This window comes from Dietzia massiliensis, from assembly GCF_018390595.1.
GTDB classification, from domain to species: domain Bacteria; phylum Actinomycetota; class Actinomycetes; order Mycobacteriales; family Mycobacteriaceae; genus Dietzia; species Dietzia massiliensis.
The window spans coordinates 1-213 of sequence record NZ_JAHBAV010000408.1 but is presented as its reverse complement, the minus strand read 5'-3'; the positions used below and the strand labels follow the sequence as shown (position 1 = coordinate 213).

At 72.3% G+C, this 213-nt stretch carries 1 pseudogene; it reads left to right on the top strand.

The window, feature by feature from the left end:
* A pseudogene (locus KHA85_RS17735) lies at positions 1-213 on the top strand (hypothetical protein); the annotation flags it as partial.

Here is a 213-nt window from a genome sequence, read left to right as displayed (position 1 = left end):
ACCGCGTGGAGTTCGTCACCGGCGCCTACGCCAGCTTCGACTGGCTGTGCGAGGAGCTGCTCTCCGGCGGCGACGCGAAGGTCCGGTTCGAACTGCTCGACCCGCAGCCTGGCACCGAGGACACCCCCGAGGCGGCGCTGAAGTACCGCATCAGCCCGGCCCTGGCCGAACGCATCCGCCTGCGCGACGGCACCTGCCGCCACCCGGGGTGCA